The sequence below is a fragment of the Janthinobacterium algoris genome, assembly GCF_051380935.1.
Lineage (GTDB): Bacteria > Pseudomonadota > Gammaproteobacteria > Burkholderiales > Burkholderiaceae_D > Janthinobacterium.
The window spans coordinates 12,588-30,885 of record NZ_JBNYXZ010000012.1; the positions used below are offsets into that span (position 1 = coordinate 12,588).

An 18,298-nucleotide genomic window follows, 5' to 3' on the forward strand; every position below is an offset into this window, starting at 1 on the left:
TTGCCCGTGCGGCCTTCCTTGGTAATAAAACGTTTACTTGTACTTCGCCTGCAGTTCTTCCAGGGTCAACTTGCGCCCCTTGAGATTCATCAGGTCATTCAGCGTGATCTTGCCCGCCTCGTACATCTCGGCGCGGCCCGGGCCCAGGTACTCAGCCCGCCAGGCCTTGTCCTTGCTGGCCAGGAAGCTGGCAAAGTTCATCTTGCTGCTGACCGCGCCGCCGTCGCTGGGGCGCATGCTGTCGCCCGGCTCGTCCAGCTCAATGCCCAGTTCGGCGAAGGTCTTGGTGCGCGTGCTGAGCGTGCAGCGGCAACTGAAATGAATGGCGCCAGGTCCGCCCGCCCACTCGTGGGTGTGGTTAATCGGCTCCTGATCGTGCAACGAGTATTCGTGCAGGTCGCGCATGGCGCACAGCAGGCAGGTGTGAGAGTCCAGCGTCGACAGCCACACCAGGCACTCGATCAGGTCGGCATTCTGCTGGAACGAAGCCAGGCGCGCTGCGTTGGCCACGGCCTGAACCGAACTGTGCACCAGCGCGCGGGCGTTTGCTTCGGACGTCTTCAGGATGCCGGGCATGGCCTCCGCATCGCCGCCGGTGGCCTTGGCACTGGTACCGACGACGCGCGCAACGATCTGCGAAGTCGTTTCCCCCTGCGCGGCACCGAGCCGCACCTGGTTGGCGAATCGAAATTGCGTGTCGAGTGCCTGACGCTTCCACCAACTGGCTGACGAGGCGCCCTTGATCAGGGTGTCGCCGACCAGCTTTTCGAGGTAGGTGGCCGGCGGCAACTTGGCGCCTAACTCAATCTTGAGGCCCTGCGTCAGCACCTTGGCCGTGTAGTCCGCCTCGATGCGGGTCATGCCCAATAGGTTGCGCATGGCTTCCGCTTCCACGCCGCTGTAATGGGAAGCAATGACAGCGTTCGACTCACGCAGCAGCGCGGCCATGCGCTGCTTGCCGTAGCTCGAAACCTCACCCTCGCCCAGCTTGGCGGCCAGTTCCTTCGACATGGCGCCCATCAGCGCCACAATCTTGCCCTGCACGTCCGCAGAGAAACGCAGCAGATTCAGGGAGTGCACGAGAAACATCTCGGCGATCCACTCTTCGAGCGCGCCCATCTATCCCCCCGGCAGGTCAGGCGGTGCCGATTGGATGCGCTCCTGCTCATCCTCCCACTTCAGGTCTGGCGACACGATGCCGCGGCGTTGCAGTTCATTGAAGTAGGTTTCGGCAGAGATTTTGCCGCCGGTGGCACTCTTGAACAGCAGTTCGGCACTGGCCTCGGCGAGCGATGCGGCGCCGAAATCCTTAAAAATGGTGATGTGGCCGCCTTCGGCTTCACCCACCCATTCAGCCATGAACTGAAGAGCCTGGTCGCCTGCGTCCTCGACGTTGCCCGCGATCTTCTGCAGCGCGCATGCGCCCTGCTCGTTATCTGCCAGGGTTTGCGATTCCGTCACGTTGCCCGGTTTGATTACCAGCAGCTCAGCGCCGGCCTGGCGCATCCGGTCTTCCAGGTCGAGGATGGACAAGCGGCCAGCCTCGATGGCCTTGCCGCCGTGCTCTACGAATTTCAGGTCGCCCTCTGGCGATTCGGTCTTGACCGCGCTACCGGCGCCGACGGTGATGCCGCCCTCGCCCAGCATCTTGGCAAACAGGATCGGCACGCGCGCGACATGCAAAATGTTCTGCTGGTCGCTCTTGCTCTGCCAGTGTTCGACGTTGCTGTGCGCCAGCTCGAGTAGCGGCGGCGTGGCCTGCATGTAGCCCAGGCGTTTGCCGTAGACGGGCACGAAGGGGATGATTTTCAGGCTGGTGACGCCCTCTTCGTACAACGCCCACTCCTTCTTGCTGCCGGTTTCACTTTGGCGCCAGGTCTGCCATGTGCCGCGCCCGAGGACGCGCACCTGCTCGATTTCCTTGGTGTCGAAGTCGCCATTCGGCTCGGACACGCTTTCCAGTAGCCGCAACTGGGTCAGCCCATCAAGGCTGGTCGCATTCTTCGGCAGCCAGCCCAGGACGTTTTGCACATGCACCTGAACGAAGTACGGACGCACGCCAGCGGCATGCTCGTCTGCCTTCGTGACCAGGTTGCCAGCCTTGGGGAAGTCGACCAGGATGCCCGAGAAGCCGTAGCCCATGGCCTCCTGGGTGATCTCCGACAGGAAGCTATGCAAATCGCGGCCGGACAGGTCGACATTTTGCAACCAAGGCTTGAGCCGTTCCGGCACGTCCTCGCCCAGCGTCACCGGCTTGCTGAACGGCTTGGCCGACAGCACATCGATGGTGCGGGCGTAGGCCGGGAACAACGTAGCGACGGCCAGGCGCAGATCGTAGCTTTCGCTGTCCTCGCCTGGCCACTGCGGCAAATACTTCTTGCCAGCGGCGCGCATAGCCTTGGTGCCGCCCAGCAGCGCGGCAACCAGGCCACAATCCTCATTCAGCTTCGCGGCTTCGGCTGATTGTTTGCGTACATCGGTCATGGAAATCCTTGTTGTTACATGCGCAGCGGCGCCGTGGTCGTCGTGCGACTCGTCACTGGCCAGCGCTTGGTGATGAAGTAGCCGCCGGCATCATTGGCGTGGTCAAAGCCACCTTTCTTGTCCGGTTCGCCCTTATCGTCGTAGATTTGGCGCTCCAGACTTAGCGTGTACTTCTGACACTTATTCGTGTTGACCAGCATGCGGCGCTGGTCGTAGGTGTTACACAGCATGGCGTTAACGCTGTTGATGCGGTCTTTCACGGCCGGATTGGCATGGTCGACCACCACCGTGAAGCCGGCGGCGCGCAGCAGCGACAGGTCCGACTCGCTGGCGCCACTGCTCTTGCGGTTCTGGCCGGACGCATCCGGATAAATCGTTATCAGATGCTGCTGGCCAGTTTGCTTGTACCGGCCCTTGATCTTTTCAATCATGGCCGGCGTGTCGAACACTTCCATGAACTCATCGACAGCGCGCGGAAGGTCGTCGCGGATCACGAAAACCACCGCCGCGCCTTTGCCAACGTTGAAGTCCATGCCGATGTGCAGCGCATCGCCAGGTTTGACTGTGTCGTCGGTATGGTTGCGCCGACGGTCGAAGCAGTAATAGATGACGCCCTGGTAGTTCTCGAAGCTGGCCAGGTACTCTTGGCGGAACGTGCGGGGGTCCATCTTGCGCCGCGCGGCTTCGATCTCTTCGGCCGGCACGTTGCCGCCGTCGACCGACGTGTACAGCCAGCTCTTGTGGTCAGGCTCACGGCCCTGGCCATCAAGGTAGCTGTCATAGCAATGGTTGAAGCCTTTCGGCGTGCCGATGCGCAGCGCGTGGCCGCCGACCCGCTCCTCGCCGTTGATGACGAAGCGGCAGGTCGACAGCATCGGCCGCAGCACCTCTTCCCACGCCGCGTACACGCAGTCGGCCCATTCATCAACCAGCGCGAAGAACAGGCCGGAGCCGCGCAAGTTGTCGTAGGCGTCCAGGCCGACGATGCGGATGACGTGGCCAGCCTTGGTGGTGATCGAGCATTCCGTCTCGTTCGGCTTCCCGGCGCGCCAGCTGGGCGGGATAGCCTGCTTGAGGCGTTTCCAGAATACCCGCTTCGCCTGCTTGAACGTCGGCGCGCAATACCAGATCTCATCCTCGGTGCTGACGCCCCACTCGGCAGCCAGTCGCGCAGCACGGCGAATCTCGGCCTTGCCCAGGAAAGTCTTGCCGAAGCGCCGACCGCACACCGCATCACGGAAGCGAGCCTTCTTTTGCCACCCCCAGCAGTAAATGTTCGCCTGTTTCGGCGTCAGCGCGACGGGCCCTTCAGAGAATCGGGCTGTCGGGGAGGTCTTCATCGGGCTTCAATATGTATTCAGGTGCGGACGGCATGCCTTCGCTGGTATCACCTGGTGCTTTCGGTGCGTCGAGGCGACGGTTCACGTAGACGTCGCCGACTTCCTCGGCTGCCAGCTTGATGATCTGGATGGCCAAGGGAATATTGCCCTTGTCCTCAGCCTTGCCGGCCATTCGGTCAAGCGCTCGCAATCGGCCGGCGCGGCTGGCAATCCCGATGTCGGCAGTCTCCTCGCGGAAGCGCTTGCGCGTGTCTTCGAAGAGCGTGCGCCATTTGATGTTGAGCGACCGGCCGGCGTACTTCGTAGGGTCGTATGTCTCGCACTGCTGGCGCGTCACATCGAGCTTAAATTGCTCCTTGACCGATGCGACGACCTGAGACGGTTTGTCGAAGCACGCCAGCGCCTGCACGATGAAGGCTTTCACGTCATCCTTGAGTGCCGCCATGGGGGTTGCCTTCCGTCAAGGGGCCGTCAATGTCAAGCCGCCTTCAGCAGACAGGTCCCGCACGCCCTCGCAATATTGATCTTTGCCACTTCTGGCGTGTTATTTGCTGCCGCGACAAGGGCGGCCAGCGTGCCGTCGGGATGGCCTACGCCGTAACGTCGCACGATGCCCACAAACTCTTCCACATCGTGTCCTCGAATCGCCAGCTTCGGAAAGCCATCCTTGGTGAAGGCTGGCGAGCCGTACTCGTCACGCTCCTGACCGATGTGCATCAGCTCGTGCTCGACCAAGGCGCAGAACTCGACGTCGCTGCAGGTTAGGCAGTAACTGGCGTCCAAGGTGATCAGGTATTCCGGGACCGCGCCGAACCAGTCGGCCATCTGCTGTTGCTGGCGGCCCTTTTGCCACGGCCCACAGCGGAACGTCACTTCTTCGCATTGGCCAAGCACGGTGCGGCCGGCCTTCACGAAGCCTTCCGGCGCCCACATGAACTGAATATTGCAAGACTCCAGGTGCGCGTGGTCTTCGTTGTAAAGCGCGCCGCCTTCGGTGAGGATGGTTGCGCGCGCCCACTTGAGCACCTCGGGCGCGGGCACGTAACGGTTGTTCAGCGGGTCGGCGAACTCAGGCGATGGCATCGGGCGCGCTGACGTGGACGCTGCGGAATTTCGGTTTTTCTTCATTCCGACCTACTAGATGTAGTGTTTGACAGCAATTCTGTCCGTCTCAGCCCGGTGATTTTTGATACTTTCGCTCGCGACCTACTAAATGTAGTGTCTCACGCGCCTTCGATGCTTAAATTGACTGGCGGCATGCTCGCGCCCAGCACCCACAGCGCGATAGAACCGCCAGCGCTCAGCACGGCAAGTTCCTCGGCGTTCGGGCGCCAGTACGACACCACGGCAGGCAGATCGCCGACGTGCGTGCGCGTGATCGGCAGCGTGCTGCATGGGAGTTCGCCCTGGTCCCAGCCGGCAGGCGCGCCGAGCACGCTGTTGTTCGACGGGTGTTGGATTTTTTGCATATCGGCTTTCGTTGTGTCACCGCCCGTGCCAAGCAGGGCCGCGATGAATTGCGGTGGAGCCTCTTGGCCATGATGCGTCGGTGACTGCGCCCGTTTTTCAAAGCCCTGCCACTGGAGCGCGCTGGCAGTCGCAAGTTTCAGGTGGTCCAGGCGTGCTGCGCAGGATTGGCCAATGGCCAAGCCTGCAAGATCAACGCCACGATGGCGCCGCCGACCAGACCGCCGAATACCAGCAGGCCGACGACCATGCGACCGATGTCGAAATCAAACATGCATACCGCGAATAAAAAAGCCCGCTCGCGGCGGGCAAAACGAATGGGGAATCTATAACCACGGCTTGGAGCCGCTTGAGATAGGATCACCTCCTTCGTAGTGGGGAAATTGACTCTGAAAAAATACTAGACAGTGAGGTGAACTGGAGGGGGACCTTATCTACAGGCACGAAAATTATCAATTTGATACACTAGCGTGCAAAATACGCTTTTCATCATTCCCGCTAGTTTTCGAAGGAACAAAATGCACACAGACTTCATACCGGTAGAAATTACGTTCTACGACGTCAGTCAACTTACGCTTGTAGGTATGGCGTTAAAGGAAAAAATGACTCTCCCTATGCGCAGCGGAGCCATTCCAAGGAGGGACGAGTTTTTTCGGATTGATGGATTGCGATACGCGACGGGCGAATGGGCCATGTTCCGCGTGGTTAGTGTTGTTCATGGTTTTTTTGCAAACGACGACCATACGGTGCATTTAACTGCAGAGCTTTTCGTAGCGCATCAGCCATAGTTCGATCAACAACCTCTTCGCGCATAGTCTGAGGCGAATTTGGCGCCAAGCAGGACGCGCGGAGATGGGAAAAAGCAGCGCCATGGACCAGTTTCAAAAGCCAAGCCCACCAAGAAATGTGAAACGCGTGCGATGTGCACTGCCCAGCATCCGCGCGCAACTCCGGTGCAATGCAACGCGAGCGCAGCCGCCAACGCCACAATAATCGATGGCGTGTACTGCCGGTCTTCATTTCTTGGTTTTGCATATGAGCTTCCTACTAAAAATCGGTATCGGCATCCAGCATGCGCTGGAACTGACGCACCACATCGGAGTCGAGCTGGTCGATTACCTCCTGTTGCGTGGGCGGGTCGGGCGGCGCCACGTCATTGACGATGGCGGCCGTTTCCTGTGGCGTACGGCGCCAGCGAGGGCGCTTGAGGAATTCGACTGCAGCCATGACCGCCTCGAAAGTGGACGCGCAATAGAAAAAGCCACCCAAGGGTGGCTTTCACATAGGAACCTTACAACTAGTCGACGTACTTCGCGTATAAAAAGGCTCCAAAGCCGTAGCCCACTACCGCCGCCCAAAATTTAACTTTCACTATCGTCCACAATGCCCCGGCGGTAGTCATGCTATCGCCTCCATATTCAGGCCGAACGTCGAAATAGAGTGCCTTAATTTGAGGACTCAATAACAAAAGCAACGTGAGAGCAACGATGGCAACATTAGCAAGCACGGGCCAATTAAGAATTTTACAAATTAAATTAGCACATAGACAAATAATAAAGCCTGCAAAAAATCCCTTAGCCGCCATCATTGGCAAAAAGTTTACCGCGTCAAAAAACCCCATTCTACGAACCTCAAAGTTAACTATGAGAATTAACTATTACATCAAGGAAACATTTTGTCAATGTTGAGTAAATCCAAATAGACAAAGAAAAAGCCCGCATGTGCGGGCTTCGGGGTTTGCTCCCACGGCAATAGTGCGTAGTGAGCAGCAAATTCAAGGCGTGCAGGTACGGCGCTGGGTCCGGGTACTGTCGCGAGTTCCAGCTATCGGTGGCGCTATGCGCACATTACGATTTCCGGAAGAATTTTCTTGAACTAGAGCCTGAAGTATACCGCAGAAATACTGTTTGTAAACACAGGCTTAAAGAAAACCTGCGCTACATGTCTGCGCCTCGTAACAAACCGCCTGCCCGGCCGGAATGGCTGCCGTGAATGGAACTCAGCTCGCTGACCATGTCCTTGACGCGCTCCAGCTCCAAGCCCGCCACGCCATACACGGGTGCCACTCCGGTTCCTTTGCACGACGTGCACTGCCCGTTCCCCAGCAACACCTTGACGCCGGTCCCGCTGCAGCCTTTGCATTTGCCATCGAGCCAGTGCGCCAGCGACTTCTCGGCTACTCGGCGGTACAGCGCCTGCGCCGACTGGGCATCCCAGGCCGTGTTTTCCGGCAGCCAGCGGCGCGCCCGGCCGCGCTTGATCACCTCGACAGTCCAGATACGCAACAGCTGCGCCAGGTTCTGCTGGTTGCCCTCGAACATGCGGTTGAGCGTGCCGTCGGCGTACTTCACGCGGCACAGCAGCGCGCCGATATCACCGGCCAGCGCAGCGGCGGCCAGCGGGTCCGTCTGGTGGTGCAGAGCGTCGTCCATCAGGTTGCTCGAACCTATCGATGCGATGTAGCGGTCTGTAAAGCCCATGTGTTGTCCCTCGTTCTGTAAATCAATCTTAGCATCCATTTTTGCGCTGCGACAGCCCTGCCACTCGTCGGCGCCACTCATACCCGCAGCACGCCGGTCCGGTTGAATTCGCGCACGGCCGCCAGCGACGCGCGCGCAATCTCGACGTTCGACACGCCGCGCAGGAAGACCATCGTCTTGCCGACGCCCTCGCGCAGCACGCGCATTTCATCGCCGTTGACGCCGAAGGTGCCCGTGCGCTGGGCGCGTGCCTGGATTTCGGCAATCGCCTCGACCATGGCCTGGGCCACTGCCAGAATGGCATGGCCAGTTGGCGCAATGCGGCGCGCCATATCGGCGTTGCTCAGCAGATCGTAGACGTGCTGTTCCTGGAAGTGCCCCTTCCCCATTGCTTCGCTGGCCTGGAACCCAGGCATTTCGAAGGCCACGTCTTGGCGCAGGCCGGCCGGCAGCACGGCTGGCTTCGGGATGTACCGCTTGCGCGGCTTCTTGTTGGCGCCCATCAGAATTCCTCCGTTTTCAATTCGCCAGCGACTTTTCTATCGGACATCATCTTTTGATAAAAGACCTTCCAGGCCTCTCGGCCAAAATTCGCTTTTGAATTGCACGCTGAACACAGGCAGATTAAATTATCAGACCTGCAATCTTGCTTGTCATAGTTGATGTGGTGCGTAGTTAATCTGGAATCTACGCCGGCGCAAGTCGGATTTCTGCAAACAGCCCCGTCTCGCTCGATGATTCCCTTGCTGATCTCACGGAAATTCCACGGATAGGGAAAGCGCGACATCCCACCGGACCAGCTGGGGTTGTCCTCGCCCTTCGACATCGCTGATCGACGTGCAAACGAGCACGTCTTGGAGCAGCAATGATGTCGCTTCGCGTGACAGGTAGGCACTGAGAACGGGGCTAGACATACCTCGCATTGCTTCTCCGTTCGCTTGGGTGGCCCTTGCGCAGTGCGGCGGTGCCTCTGGCAAATCCTGATCGGCATTCGCAGCCTGGATGCTCGGGCGTTTCCCCCTGTGCGACTCCCAATCGAAGACCACCAGCCTGCCGCCGCCTTCGCGCAATCGGTCAAACGCCCGCGCCCCCAGGAACTGCTCCAGGCCGGCGGCGTCCAGGTTGCTGATGACGATGGTTGGGCGCGCCGCCTCGTAGCGACCGTTGATGATCTCGAAGAGGATCAACTTTTCCGTGTCACTGCCATGCTGCACGCCCACCTCGTCGAGGATCAGCAGGTCCGGCTCGACCAAGTCGCGGATAGCCTGCGCCTCGGTGCGGCCGGCGCCTTTGGCGTAGGTTTCCTTGACGGAGCGCACCGCGCGCATCACCGACGTGAAGACCGCCTGGCGCCCTTGCGCCATGATGTGGTGGGCAATGCCCACGGCCAGGTGGGTCTTGCCGGTGCCGACATCGCCAGCGAAGATCAGGCATGCGCCAGTGACCCGGGCGTCTTCGAAGTTCTCGGCGTACCGGGTGGCCACGGCCAGCGCACGCTCGGCGCCAGGGCAATCCGGCCGGTACGATTCGAGGCGGCGATCAGTGAAGCGCTCGGGAATGGCGGCACGGCCGAGCTTGGCGCTCCATTCGCGCGCCTTGAGCTCCTGGCGCCATGCGGCGCGCTGCTCGGCCTCGCGCACCTGGTCCTCGACGTTCATGCAATCCGGGCAGCCGGACCAGGCGCCGCGAATCAGCATGGCCGTGTACTCGCCGTGCATTGGGCAGCGCTCGATCTGCGCGCTGGCGAAGCGCTTCTTGCCCTCAAAAGGTGCCATCTGCCCCAACGCCCTTGTGGTAATCCTGCTTGCCAAAGTTTCCATGGGTGACGCCTTTCTGTGTTTGCGTTGCGCCGACTGCCCAGTCGGCCTTGTAGTGCTCGCCTGGCCCGAAGAACGTGGCCGGTTGTTTCGTGAATTGCGGCTCGGTGCGCGAGAGCAGCACGTAGTTCGCATACCGTTGAACGCCAGCAAGGAGCGCTTCGGCCGGTACGCCCTCCTTCCGGCGGGCCGTCCAGCCCTTGTACGAATCCTTTTTGCTTGCACCGGGGCGCGGCGGGTACGCTTGCCAGGCGGCTTCGAATTCTTCGGGGTAAGGCTCGGGAGGCGAAGCCGACGAAGGTTTTAGGTTTACTGGTTTATGGTTATTGGTTCTTGGTTCTTGGTTAGTTTTTGATCCGGTTTCAGCTGGGTTGCCAGTAGCATCCGAATCAGAACCAGATGGAAACCCGCTGGGTTCTTGATTGGTTGCAGCTTGCTTGCGGGGGCGACCACCCAGCTTTCCATTTGCTTTCGCTGTTTCCGCCTTGATGCGATAGTCCGCAATCACCTGCTCACAGACCTCGTGGCGGTAGCCGTCATCAGTTTTTATGAACTTGAAGCGCAGTAGTCGCTCGACAATCGCGCGCTCATCCGCCGTCTCGACGCCCAAGGCGTCGCACAGCACATCGATATCGAGCGGCAGTTGCGCCTCGACGTCGTAGTAGACGTCCATCATGTCGCGGTAAATCCAGCGCGCCTGGCGGGACATGTTCACCGTCCCGGAGCGGAAGTCGCCGATGTGGAAGGGGTAATAATTCAAGGCCGAGCCTCCTGCGCACGCGCCGCGCCGAACAGCGCAGCCACCAGCGGATCGCCCACGGCGCTCGCCTTGCGGATCCAGTACTTGCTGCGCCAGTGCGCCTTCATTGAGTCCCAGCGGCCATCCTGCTTGGCCTTGGCCTCGAAGCGCAGGCGAACCTGGCGCTTGGTCAGGTGCTGCAGTTTGCATGGCGCGTCCGGCAGATCACCCACGGCATACACCGCCATAGCGGCGCCGGCGCGCGGGTGCGGCTTCCAGCTGGCGATGTAAATCTTGCGCCCAGCGTGCAGCGGGCGCACCCACCGCAGCACGGCTGCCCGGCTGACGCCCGACTTGATGACGATCTCGGCCTTTGTGCCGGGCATGGCGCCCAGCACGAATTCACTGAAATTTGCGCGCGTCACTTTGCATTCTCCTCGTCCATCAGTTCCATATCGAACAGCGTAGGCATGCTGACCTCGCGTTCCATCGCCTGGCAGTAGTGCACCTGGTCGGTGAAATATGCTGGGTTCAACTCGCTGCCGGCGCCGTGACGGCCCAGCTTCATGGCGCGCACGGGCACGGTACCCAGGCCGCAGAACGGGTCATAGATTACCTCGCCCGGATTGCTGTAACGGCCGATCAGGCGGTCCACGATGTCGATCTGGAACGGGCAAACGTGCTTTTCGACTGCGCGCGCCGACTGCTCACCGTTCAAGGTGCGCATGCGCACGATGTCGTGCCACACGGTTGGGTCGGCGCTGCCGGGCGCCAGGCTGAGGTAGTCGGCAGGCAGCGCCTTGCCGGCCAGCAGCGCCTCGCCCACCTCGACGTGGTATTCGTAGTTATAGACGTTCTCCAGCGACATGCTGGTGAACAGCTTCGCCAGCTTGCCCGGGCCGAAGCTGGCCAGCTCGGCCGCGCCCAGCAGGCGATCACCGCTCGAGCGCCAGAAAGCATGCGCGTCGACCTGCCAGCGCGCTACGCTGTAGCCGGTACCGGGAATCGGCGCGGCCTTGCGGTCGAACGGGATCCGGTCGCCGGCATCGTCCAGGCACATCGGCTTGGTCTTGATGACTGGCGTATCGGCATAACCGCGCGAGCGGTCCGTCTGCGGCTTGTGGAACAGCAGGATGTATTCCGGCGAGCCGACGCCCATCTTCGTGCCGTCCTTGCATACCTCGGAATAGCCCAAGCGGTAGGTCTGGTTGTTCTCGCGCACCACATCGGTCACGACGGTGATCATGCCCATGTAGTCGAAACCGTGCTTGATGCCGTGGAACAGCGCCTCGGCGTGGAACGGGCTGACCGTCGGGATGCCGGCGCCGGTCACGTTGCCGAAGTTGATACGGTCCTTGACGTGGCAGGCGTAGATGCGGCCCGGCTGAAGGATGCGCAGCAGCTCGGGCGTCAGGAAGTCCATCTGCGCCCAAAAGTGATCGTTGTCCTGAGTGTGGCCGAAGTCGTTATAGCTCGGCGTGTATTCATAATGGTTGGCGAACGGAACGCTGGTGATGATCATGCCGACCGAGTTACTAGGCTGCTGCATTGCTTCGAGCACGCAGTCGTTATTAGCCACCGAGAACCGCTCACCGGCCACGACGGCGCGCTCGACGCCGATGGTGCGCGCCAGCGAATCCTGCATCGACAGCTGGTCCAGGCCGTAAGTGCGGATGATCTGGCCCATCTTCGCCTGCATTTCATCGTGCCGCGCCCACTTCTCCAGCAGCGTTTTCAGCACCTCGCGCTCGACCTCGGTGTGGATGATGTCGATGATCACCGGCTTGGTCTGGCCGAAGCGTTTTACACGGTGAATACTTTGTATAAAATCATTAAATTTGAAACCGATGCCCGTGAAAATCTCTCGGTGGCAATGCGACTGCGCGTTGGTACCGGATCCGGCGATGCTCGGCTTGGTCGAAAGCACCTTGATCTGGCCGTCGCAGAAGTCAGCAATGCGTTGCTCCCGTTCGTCCAGCTGCTGCGAGCCCCAAACGCTGACGATATCGGGCAGCGCCGCCTGCAGGGCGTGACGCTCGTCCTCCAGGTCGTGCCAGATCAGGAAGTGATCATCAGGATCCGCAGCCATGATTTCACCGACCTTGGCGACGCGCGCGGCCATGCTGTCACGCTTCTCGCCGGCGGCGGCCGACAGGCCCATGGCCACGTTCGGAATCAGCAGGCCCTGGCCGTTCTTCTCGGCACCGGCCGTGTCGTAGTCACTCGGGACTTCGTGGTACCTAACTTCCATCGGCGGCAGGTCGTAGCCTTCGTCGGAATGGCCCAGGTCGCTCGGGCGCTGAATGAAGACCGCCCAACTGGCGACCCACAGCCAAAATTCATGCTCCTTGTGCGGGTACAGGGTCAAGTTGCCAGCCTTCTCGCTGTCGCGCTGGAAAAAGCGCGTCAGGGCCTGGCCCGTATCCATCACTCCCAGGAAGCCGGCATAGTGGATCAGTTCTTTGAAACGGTTCGGGCTCGGCGTGGCCGTGTAGACGAACTTGAACTCGACCTGCTCGAACAGTGGCAGGAACTCCTGATAGGTCTTGCTGCCGTAGCTGCGCAGCACGCTCGCCTCGTCCAGGCCCACGGCGCCGATACGGCTGACGTTGATCTTGCCCTCGCGCACCGATTCGTAGTTCGTCATGTAGATCACTGTCGGATCGACAATCTCGGCATCGGTCCTGACGAACTGGACCGTGATGGCCTGCTCGCCGGTGAAGCGGCGCGCCGCCTCGCGGATGAACTCTTGGCGCACGCCCAGCGGCAGTACGATCAGGCGGAATATTTCCGGCCGCCGCATTCCGATCTGGCGCATGACCTCCAGGTTGGTGCTGGTCTTGTGCAGGCCGAACGAGGCGAAGATGGCGCGCTGGCCCCCAGCCAGGGCCCAGCGCACGATGTCGCGGGTGTGTGGCTTGAGGCCGGGGTGGATATCGGCCAGCGGCACGTCGAAGCCCTTGCGCTGCGCCAGCTTGATCTTGGCGCGCAGGAATTCGCTGTACTCGACTTCTTTCAGGTGTTTTTGCTCTTGCGGGCTAAAGGCGCTCATGGGTGTTCCAATGTAGGTTGAATGGCGGCGGGCGCTGTATCGAGCAGGCCCATCGACCGTAAAATTTCATGGGTGCGGGGCACGGCTGCGCGAAATGCAGCCTCCAGGCCAGCCAGTGACAGATCAGCCGGGCGCGGGTGCCGGCCGTCGAGCACGTCGTGGCATGCGCTGCAGCCGAACGCGGCGGCCGTGTCTGGCGCCTTTAAGCCCATGCCCTTCCCGTCCGCCAGAAAGTTCGAATGGCAGAGCACGGTGGTGTCAGGGTCGAAGTTGCAAACGGCCAGGCGCAGCGTGCAGTCCTGTCCGCGCGCGGCGCGCCGGATCGGCGTCGAGACCGGACCTTTTGACTTCAAGCCGGCCTTGCGCTTCGGCGCAGTGCGCTGGTGCGACTGTACGGAGAGCATGCCGGTGCTGGGCATGGGCGAGGTACGCTTGAATGGTGTGCGCGCCAGGGGCTTGCCGGGTTTCATGGGTGAGCGGCGCATCATGCTACGATCCTCAGATTCAAACCCTTGGACAGATAATGGCTCAATCCGAAGACTCCCCCGACTTTAAGAATTACACTGTTACTGAGTTGAAGGAACAACTTGAGTTCATAAGAGCGCAAGAAGTAAAACTTCAGGCCACTTACACGGAGGCGTGCAAGGGCCTTACCCTGTTGAACATGGGCGCGGTAGCTGCAATGCTTGCCATGACGCAGGCCCTTATTGGTAAAGATGTGTTTGTGCTGGTGAAGAACTATGCGTTGAGTGGCCTGGGTATCTTTCTGGCGGGTGCAGTTTTGGCGTCGGTTGTGTTTTTCTTCCTGATGTATCGTATAGCTGGTAGTGTTGCCACTAGTCCCCCTCGCGATAATTCCTTGGCCATTATTCCGATCTTCCTTTTTTTGAGCATGCTTTGTTTTATTGCTGGAGCCTCTTCCGTGGTATGGGGGCTGGCTGTCGCGTATTGAACCGGTATTCATCGCGTCCTCCCGATCATCGTCACCGCGCGGCGCGCCCTGCCCAGTCGCTTGCATTCAACCTTGCACTCCTGGATGATGGTGAGCGACAGCCAGCAGCGCCGGTCGTCGTGGAAAACTGTCGAAATTGAAGTTTTGATGGGCATCGTCAATCCTCCATCGCGCGCTTGATGCCTGCGGCGTCGAGGCCAGCAGCCTTGCAACCCAGGCGGGTCGCGTGGAAGTAGGCCTGCGTCTCGCTTTCGTGGCCGGCAGTGACCAGGCCTGCATCGACCAGGCGCTGCATCGCCTCCCGCGCAGCGCCGGAAATGTTCGCGCAATAGTAGTTGCGATAGCCCCAGCGATTCTTCGGCTTGCCCTGCACGGCGCCCAGCATGTGCTGCAGCTTGGCGAAGTCGCCAGGCATGATCGCGTCGCGGACGGCGGCCTGCGCGCATGCGGCGCATTTGCCGTGCTGGACTAGCTGCTTGGCGGTGCTGGCCTTGCCGCAGGCGCAGACCTTGCGGATCAGCGAGAAGGCGGGCCCGGCTTGGTTTGCCAAGTGATGACGGGTAATCTGAGCTGAATTGGCGATCATGTTACGATGTCCTTTTAATAATTCGAGGTCGAAATGATTGATAGCATCCCGCATCGATCTTTTGTAATCCTGTCCGATGTTCACGAAGTCAAAACTGACGGCAAGCCGATGTTTTTGAGCGTCGTAGGCGTGCAGCCGAACTATGGTGGTGGAATTATTCGTATTCCCGGGGCGCTTCCTTCGCCAACTCGTGAAGAGGCTCTCACTTGCGGCCAAGAGACGGGCAAGCGCTGGATAAATCGATGGTTGGGCCCGGAGGCCTGATAGATTCACGCAACCCTCGCAATCTCGCGCTCATGCGCGAAGTTGGCTCGCATAGCAGCATCAATACGGCGGCCAAGCCAAGCCACATTCGATACTGCCCAGCTGTTGCCGATGGCCTTGTATCGCGGGCCGTCAGCCGCAGCGCGCGCAACCTGGTCGCGTGACATCACCCCGCCGCGCATCAGGTATTTGATCCAGTCCTGGTCGAGCTTTTCGGGGCGGATCGTGCGACCGAAGGGTATAAGGGTGTAGTCGTCGGGCAAGTCCTGCAGGCGCTCACATTCGCGGGGCGTGAGGCGGCGGACTGCCATGCCCGCCAGCACCATTGGCGTGCCTTGGCCGGGCTTGCCGCCGCCGGTCGACAGCGCACCAGTGCGGCTGCCGTCGCCACCTTCCAGGCGGATTTCGGCGCGGCTATTCTCGGCGAATGCAGCCACAATTGGCTGCCCGCGCCCAGTGCCATCCTCGCTGGCATCGAAGCCTTCGGCCTTAAGAGTGCGGGTGATGTCGCCGGTGATGCAGACTGCCTGCGCTTGCGGGCTGGACGTGCCCAGAGCGCCGAATACGCTGGTACTGCTCACGCAGTCCTGGCGCGCGTCGAAGGCAATAGCCGGCGGACTGCCGGCGTTGGCATGACTGCCGGCGCTGTTTCCAGCGCGTAGCGTCGGTGACAGGTCGTAGCAGGCGTCGCCGCCGTAGTCCTTGCTGCTGAAGGCGATGGGCGCTACAGCCACACCATGCTGCGACCCGTTGTCCAGCGTATACATTGGCGCGTCGGCATCGCCGATACCCAGGCCGTTCTGATCCTTGCCGCGCGTAGCGTTTTGGATCGGGTAGGCTGCCTGCAGCACCAGGAACGTCTCGCTTTCAAAATCCAGATGCGGGCCAGCATGCGCGAGACAAGGGGTGGCAACGTGGATTTCACCGGCAAGATTGTTGCCGCCAAATGCCATGGAGATCAGCATGCCGGACTCTGCGTCCTGCTGCGTGGCGCTGCCAGCGGCCTTGCCGTTCGCCTGGAGCGTGCCAGCGATCAGTATGTCGAGGCTATCTCCGCGCGGACGCTCGACGCTGCGCACCACCGGAGCAGCTACGGAAGCACTGAAAGCAAGGTCGTCCCCGTCGCTCTGTCGTGCTCCGCCAGTATCCTCGGTACTGACTGGCTGCAACCCGAGGCCACATTCGTCTTGCACTCCGCCACGGCGCGCAGCGCTCGCTCTAACTGTGCCGGCAATGTCTTGCGGCGACTTTCGGCTCGGCGGAGAATCCCGGCGCACGCCGTCGAACTCAAAAAGTACCTGTGCGGGATCGAACCCTTCTCCAGCACTTGCGATAACGAACACACGACGGCGTCGTTGGGCCACTCCGAAATATTGGGCGTCGAGGGTCCGCCACGCGACTGTTCGCGCGGGGCCATACACACAACCAGCGTACGCCCACTTACCCCCTGGCGGCTCGATTGGATCATCTTCGCCGGCAAGGCCAGCAAGGAAGCAGCCGAAGGCATTGTCTTTTGTGGAGAGTACGCCAGGGACGTTTTCCCAGAAGACAACGGCTGGAAGAAGTCCAGCTGCAGCGCGTCGTGCGTCAATTTCATCTGCAATCTCGCAAAAAACAAGGGAAAGGTTGCCGCGCTCGTCATCCAGCGAATTGCGCAGACCCGCAATCGAGAACGCTTGGCACGGAGTGCCGCCGCAAAAAACGTCGGGTGCCGGCACAAAACCGTCACGGACCAGAGCGGCAACCTTGGTCATGTCGCCCAGGTTCGGCACGTCAGGATAGTGGTGCGCCAGCACGGCGCAAGGAAACGCCTCAATCTCGGCAAGCCAGGCGGCGCCCCAGCCGAGTGGATGCCAGGCCACGCTGGCGGCTTCAAGGCCGCTACAGACCGATCCGAAAGTGATGGGCATAGTGAAGTGGTCGCGCTTCATGGGCGCACCTCCGCAGCCGACGCGCCGAACAGAGCTGCAACCATGCAATCACGGCTATGCTGGCCACGCGTCCAGTTGCTGCTTCGGGTGCGGTACAGGTCGAATTCGGCCTGATCGTCCAGGTCGGGCATGCCGTACAGGGCGCGAGAGTTTGTGGTGGCCTGCTCGATGATCGCCACCTCGCCAGTCTCGACCAGGCTGATCAGGCTCTTGCGGATGGTTTCGTGATGCAACTTCAGTTCGGCCGAGAGGTCGTGGATAGTGGCGGCCCCAAAGCGCTTGACGGCGGCAAGGATATCGGCAGCGCGTTCGGCGTGAATGGAAAGGCGGGTAGCGCTCACGCCAGTAGTCTGGCGCGAGCTATGGTCAACTTGGCCAGTCACAATGCCACCTCCGCCAGTACGGAATCGCGCCACTTCACTTGCTGGATAGGCGTTCCACTGGAGTGAGCCTTGCCGGTATCCATCACGAAGGCGTGCTCGCGGCCCTTCTCCGTCGGCACCCAGTGCCCGGCGATGTTCTCTTGCAGGCCGGCCTGCACCAGCAGCTGATTGAAGGCCTTGGCGCTCTTGACGAAGCGGCTGCCCAGTTCCGTAGGCGTGTAGTAAATCTCCTGGCTTGGCGTGGCCATGTGCGTGCGCTCCATCAGCTGCAACATGTTGACGCCGGTCAGCGCGGCTGTGCCCTGGTTTGCGCTGATGGCAGCGGCGTTCTTGTCGAGGCCGATCAGACGCGCGATGCCGAAGATGGCGCGGAATTCCTTGGCAGGCGAAATAGCGCTGCGGGTAGGTGCGGCGGCCGGCGCCTGACCGGTGGCCACGGCGTCGAAGGTGCGGATCACTTCCAGGTGGAACTTAGGGCTGACCCACATGGCGTAGGCGTACACCAGCTCCTTGCACACGTAGGTGCCGCCATTGCGGCCTTGGGTAGTGATGGTAGGCAAACTCTGCGCCGGCGCAGAGTTTAATTCAGCTTCAAGTTCCTGGATTTCCGGGCGACGGAAAAAGAATGCAGGCTGGTGGCGGCTTTCTGCACCAGCGGCCTTGTGCAGGTCGTTGAGGCAAAAGCGGCCTTCTTTATCGACTGCGATCAGCGTATTCGCTATCTTGATGCCTTTGTGTTGTACAATTTCGGTCATAAATTCTTTCGCGAATTTTTGTTGTTTCAAGGAAGCCCGCCTGCCAGC

The 18,298-nt window shown here is 60.7% G+C and carries 23 protein-coding genes; 3 read left to right on the forward strand and 20 right to left on the reverse strand.

The window, feature by feature from the left end:
* Window positions 1–33: 33 nt before the first annotated feature.
* From ACQ4W7_RS17965 to ACQ4W7_RS17995, 7 genes are all read right to left on the reverse strand, one after another.
* Complete coding sequence (locus ACQ4W7_RS17965) at window positions 34–1,119, reverse strand: hypothetical protein (protein WP_436532194.1); 1,086 nt, start codon at window positions 1,117–1,119, stop codon at window positions 34–36.
* Window positions 1,120–2,484: a DUF4055 domain-containing protein gene (locus tag ACQ4W7_RS17970; protein WP_436532196.1), complete on the reverse strand. Its 1,365-nt coding sequence runs from the start codon at window positions 2,482–2,484 to the stop codon at window positions 1,120–1,122. It abuts the gene before it with no gap.
* Window positions 2,485–2,498: 14 nt separating this feature from the next.
* The gene (locus tag ACQ4W7_RS17975) at window positions 2,499–3,824 is read right to left on the reverse strand and encodes a phage terminase large subunit family protein (protein ID WP_426070183.1); all 1,326 of its coding nucleotides are present in this window, start codon (window positions 3,822–3,824) and stop codon (window positions 2,499–2,501) included.
* On the reverse strand, window positions 3,793–4,269 hold the full coding sequence (locus ACQ4W7_RS17980) for a DUF2280 domain-containing protein (RefSeq protein ID WP_436532198.1): 477 nt from the start codon (window positions 4,267–4,269) through the stop codon (window positions 3,793–3,795). The genes ACQ4W7_RS17975 and ACQ4W7_RS17980 overlap by 32 nt, the downstream gene beginning before the upstream one ends.
* Before the next feature lie 32 nt (window positions 4,270–4,301).
* Complete coding sequence (locus ACQ4W7_RS17985) at window positions 4,302–4,952, reverse strand: putative metallopeptidase (protein ID WP_436532200.1); 651 nt, start codon at window positions 4,950–4,952, stop codon at window positions 4,302–4,304.
* Between the two features lie 95 nt (window positions 4,953–5,047).
* Complete coding sequence (locus tag ACQ4W7_RS17990; RefSeq protein WP_426070186.1) at window positions 5,048–5,293, reverse strand: hypothetical protein; 246 nt, start codon at window positions 5,291–5,293, stop codon at window positions 5,048–5,050.
* 137 nt (window positions 5,294–5,430) lie between these two features.
* On the reverse strand, window positions 5,431–5,565 hold the full coding sequence (locus ACQ4W7_RS17995; protein WP_436532202.1) for a hypothetical protein: 135 nt from the start codon (window positions 5,563–5,565) through the stop codon (window positions 5,431–5,433).
* Window positions 5,566–5,809: 244 nt separating this feature from the next.
* Here ACQ4W7_RS17995 and ACQ4W7_RS18000 point away from each other — a divergent pair, with 244 nt between their 5' ends.
* Window positions 5,810–6,079 (forward strand): hypothetical protein, encoded by a 270-nt coding sequence (locus ACQ4W7_RS18000; protein ID WP_436532204.1) that lies wholly within the window; start codon window positions 5,810–5,812, stop codon window positions 6,077–6,079.
* A gap of 259 nt (window positions 6,080–6,338) precedes the next feature.
* On the opposite strand, the gene ACQ4W7_RS18005 is transcribed toward ACQ4W7_RS18000, so the two are convergent.
* The 9 genes from ACQ4W7_RS18005 to ACQ4W7_RS18045 all read right to left on the reverse strand — a co-directional run bounded on the left by ACQ4W7_RS18005 (window position 6,339) and on the right by ACQ4W7_RS18045 (window position 13,867).
* Window positions 6,339–6,518: a hypothetical protein gene (locus ACQ4W7_RS18005; RefSeq protein ID WP_436532206.1), complete on the reverse strand. Its 180-nt coding sequence runs from the start codon at window positions 6,516–6,518 to the stop codon at window positions 6,339–6,341.
* Between the two features lie 70 nt (window positions 6,519–6,588).
* Window positions 6,589–6,912, reverse strand: a complete 324-nt coding sequence (locus ACQ4W7_RS18010; RefSeq protein ID WP_436532208.1) for a hypothetical protein — start codon at window positions 6,910–6,912, stop codon at window positions 6,589–6,591.
* 316 nt (window positions 6,913–7,228) lie between these two features.
* The gene (locus ACQ4W7_RS18015; RefSeq protein WP_436532210.1) at window positions 7,229–7,771 is read right to left on the reverse strand and encodes a DnaJ-like cysteine-rich domain-containing protein; all 543 of its coding nucleotides are present in this window, start codon (window positions 7,769–7,771) and stop codon (window positions 7,229–7,231) included.
* Window positions 7,772–7,848: 77 nt separating this feature from the next.
* Window positions 7,849–8,274, reverse strand: a complete 426-nt coding sequence (locus tag ACQ4W7_RS18020) for a hypothetical protein (protein ID WP_436532212.1) — start codon at window positions 8,272–8,274, stop codon at window positions 7,849–7,851.
* A 249-nt stretch (window positions 8,275–8,523) separates the two neighbouring features.
* On the reverse strand, window positions 8,524–9,591 hold the full coding sequence (locus ACQ4W7_RS18025) for an ATP-binding protein (RefSeq protein WP_436532214.1): 1,068 nt from the start codon (window positions 9,589–9,591) through the stop codon (window positions 8,524–8,526).
* Complete coding sequence (locus ACQ4W7_RS18030) at window positions 9,533–10,348, reverse strand: YdaU family protein (protein WP_436532216.1); 816 nt, start codon at window positions 10,346–10,348, stop codon at window positions 9,533–9,535. Before ACQ4W7_RS18030 ends, ACQ4W7_RS18025 begins: the two co-directional genes overlap by 59 nt.
* Window positions 10,345–10,752: a hypothetical protein gene (locus ACQ4W7_RS18035; RefSeq protein WP_436532218.1), complete on the reverse strand. Its 408-nt coding sequence runs from the start codon at window positions 10,750–10,752 to the stop codon at window positions 10,345–10,347. Before ACQ4W7_RS18035 ends, ACQ4W7_RS18030 begins: the two co-directional genes overlap by 4 nt.
* Window positions 10,749–13,379 (reverse strand): DNA methyltransferase, encoded by a 2,631-nt coding sequence (locus ACQ4W7_RS18040; protein WP_436532220.1) that lies wholly within the window; start codon window positions 13,377–13,379, stop codon window positions 10,749–10,751. The genes ACQ4W7_RS18035 and ACQ4W7_RS18040 overlap by 4 nt, the downstream gene beginning before the upstream one ends.
* A complete protein-coding gene (locus ACQ4W7_RS18045) occupies window positions 13,376–13,867 on the reverse strand; it encodes a nuclease domain-containing protein (protein ID WP_436532222.1) in 492 nt (163 codons plus the stop codon). The genes ACQ4W7_RS18040 and ACQ4W7_RS18045 overlap by 4 nt, the downstream gene beginning before the upstream one ends.
* Before the next feature lie 35 nt (window positions 13,868–13,902).
* Here ACQ4W7_RS18045 and ACQ4W7_RS18050 point away from each other — a divergent pair, with 35 nt between their 5' ends.
* Entirely contained in the window at window positions 13,903–14,331 is a 429-nt protein-coding gene (locus ACQ4W7_RS18050; RefSeq protein ID WP_436532224.1) for a hypothetical protein, read from the forward strand.
* A gap of 157 nt (window positions 14,332–14,488) precedes the next feature.
* Here ACQ4W7_RS18050 and ACQ4W7_RS18055 read toward each other — a convergent pair whose 3' ends face one another.
* Complete coding sequence (locus ACQ4W7_RS18055; protein WP_436532226.1) at window positions 14,489–14,917, reverse strand: hypothetical protein; 429 nt, start codon at window positions 14,915–14,917, stop codon at window positions 14,489–14,491.
* A 33-nt stretch (window positions 14,918–14,950) separates the two neighbouring features.
* On the opposite strand from ACQ4W7_RS18055, the gene ACQ4W7_RS18060 reads away from it, so the two are divergent.
* Entirely contained in the window at window positions 14,951–15,181 is a 231-nt protein-coding gene (locus ACQ4W7_RS18060; RefSeq protein WP_436532228.1) for a hypothetical protein, read from the forward strand.
* A 5-nt stretch (window positions 15,182–15,186) separates the two neighbouring features.
* Here the strand turns inward: ACQ4W7_RS18060 and ACQ4W7_RS18065 are convergent, their stop codons facing one another.
* The 3 genes from ACQ4W7_RS18065 to ACQ4W7_RS18075 are packed head-to-tail and all read right to left on the reverse strand — an operon-like array spanning window position 15,187 to window position 18,280.
* Window positions 15,187–17,112, reverse strand: coding sequence for a DNA cytosine methyltransferase (locus ACQ4W7_RS18065; protein WP_436532230.1), 1,926 nt, complete (start codon window positions 17,110–17,112; stop codon window positions 15,187–15,189).
* Window positions 17,109–17,453 carry a helix-turn-helix domain-containing protein gene (locus ACQ4W7_RS18070; protein ID WP_436532232.1) on the reverse strand — a complete coding sequence of 115 codons (345 nt, stop codon included), beginning with the start codon at window positions 17,451–17,453 and terminating at the stop codon, window positions 17,109–17,111. The genes ACQ4W7_RS18065 and ACQ4W7_RS18070 overlap by 4 nt, the downstream gene beginning before the upstream one ends.
* Before the next feature lie 38 nt (window positions 17,454–17,491).
* Entirely contained in the window at window positions 17,492–18,280 is a 789-nt protein-coding gene (locus tag ACQ4W7_RS18075) for a KilA-N domain-containing protein (protein ID WP_436532234.1), read from the reverse strand.
* Window positions 18,281–18,298 lie beyond the last annotated feature (18 nt).

Bases quoted from the DNA above. Each gene is read 5' to 3' on its own strand.
- ACQ4W7_RS17965 (WP_436532194.1), bottom strand. From the start codon at position 1,119: ATGGGCGCGCTCGAAGAGTGGATCGCCGAGATGTTTCTCGTGCACTCC.
- ACQ4W7_RS17970 (WP_436532196.1), bottom strand. From the start codon at position 2,484: ATGACCGATGTACGCAAACAATCAGCCGAAGCCGCGAAGCTGAATGAG.
- ACQ4W7_RS17975 (WP_426070183.1), bottom strand. From the start codon at position 3,824: ATGAAGACCTCCCCGACAGCCCGATTCTCTGAAGGGCCCGTCGCGCTG.
- ACQ4W7_RS17980 (WP_436532198.1), bottom strand. From the start codon at position 4,269: ATGGCGGCACTCAAGGATGACGTGAAAGCCTTCATCGTGCAGGCGCTG.
- ACQ4W7_RS17985 (WP_436532200.1), bottom strand. From the start codon at position 4,952: ATGAAGAAAAACCGAAATTCCGCAGCGTCCACGTCAGCGCGCCCGATG.
- ACQ4W7_RS17990 (WP_426070186.1), bottom strand. From the start codon at position 5,293: ATGCAAAAAATCCAACACCCGTCGAACAACAGCGTGCTCGGCGCGCCT.
- ACQ4W7_RS17995 (WP_436532202.1), bottom strand. From the start codon at position 5,565: ATGTTTGATTTCGACATCGGTCGCATGGTCGTCGGCCTGCTGGTATTC.
- ACQ4W7_RS18000 (WP_436532204.1), top strand. From the start codon at position 5,810: ATGCACACAGACTTCATACCGGTAGAAATTACGTTCTACGACGTCAGT.
- ACQ4W7_RS18005 (WP_436532206.1), bottom strand. From the start codon at position 6,518: ATGGCTGCAGTCGAATTCCTCAAGCGCCCTCGCTGGCGCCGTACGCCA.
- ACQ4W7_RS18010 (WP_436532208.1), bottom strand. From the start codon at position 6,912: ATGGGGTTTTTTGACGCGGTAAACTTTTTGCCAATGATGGCGGCTAAG.
- ACQ4W7_RS18015 (WP_436532210.1), bottom strand. From the start codon at position 7,771: ATGGGCTTTACAGACCGCTACATCGCATCGATAGGTTCGAGCAACCTG.
- ACQ4W7_RS18020 (WP_436532212.1), bottom strand. From the start codon at position 8,274: ATGGGCGCCAACAAGAAGCCGCGCAAGCGGTACATCCCGAAGCCAGCC.
- ACQ4W7_RS18025 (WP_436532214.1), bottom strand. From the start codon at position 9,591: ATGGAAACTTTGGCAAGCAGGATTACCACAAGGGCGTTGGGGCAGATG.
- ACQ4W7_RS18040 (WP_436532220.1), bottom strand. From the start codon at position 13,379: ATGAGCGCCTTTAGCCCGCAAGAGCAAAAACACCTGAAAGAAGTCGAG.
- ACQ4W7_RS18045 (WP_436532222.1), bottom strand. From the start codon at position 13,867: ATGATGCGCCGCTCACCCATGAAACCCGGCAAGCCCCTGGCGCGCACA.
- ACQ4W7_RS18050 (WP_436532224.1), top strand. From the start codon at position 13,903: ATGGCTCAATCCGAAGACTCCCCCGACTTTAAGAATTACACTGTTACT.
- ACQ4W7_RS18055 (WP_436532226.1), bottom strand. From the start codon at position 14,917: ATGATCGCCAATTCAGCTCAGATTACCCGTCATCACTTGGCAAACCAA.
- ACQ4W7_RS18060 (WP_436532228.1), top strand. From the start codon at position 14,951: ATGATTGATAGCATCCCGCATCGATCTTTTGTAATCCTGTCCGATGTT.
- ACQ4W7_RS18065 (WP_436532230.1), bottom strand. From the start codon at position 17,112: ATGAAGCGCGACCACTTCACTATGCCCATCACTTTCGGATCGGTCTGT.